Here is a 307-nt window from a genome sequence, read left to right as displayed (position 1 = left end):
CGGAACCGATGCACGTCTCACGCGTATCGGAATCGTATCTTCCGGCACCCAGAAGAACGGCAGGCAGATGTATTTCTCCGTCTCATCCCGAGGCGGGAACATCAGAACCAGTGCGGTGATGTCGCCGGTGCTGGAAAGATCGAGTCCACCGTAACATTCCCTTCCCCGGAGACTGTCCAGATCAATCGGCTCATTGCCCTGATCAAAGACCTGCTCCGGAATGAAGGCGGTCGTACTAGATACCCACATGTTGAGTCTCAGCTGCTTGAACACTGCTTCCTCGGCGGGATTTTCCAGCGCCTCATGG

General features: G+C 56.0%; 1 protein-coding gene. It reads right to left on the bottom strand.

Annotated features, from left to right (window positions below; translation table 11 throughout):
- A partial coding sequence (locus tag ACTQ1N_RS12825) for a terminase TerL endonuclease subunit (RefSeq protein ID WP_441957019.1) occupies window positions 1–307 on the bottom strand: 307 nt, incomplete at both ends.

It is taken from the genome of Porcincola sp. LCP21S3_C12 (assembly GCF_052118625.1).
Lineage (GTDB): Bacteria > Bacillota > Clostridia > Lachnospirales > Lachnospiraceae > Porcincola.
The sequence above is the reverse complement of the archived record's forward strand: the minus strand, read 5'-3'. Positions and strand labels throughout refer to the sequence as shown.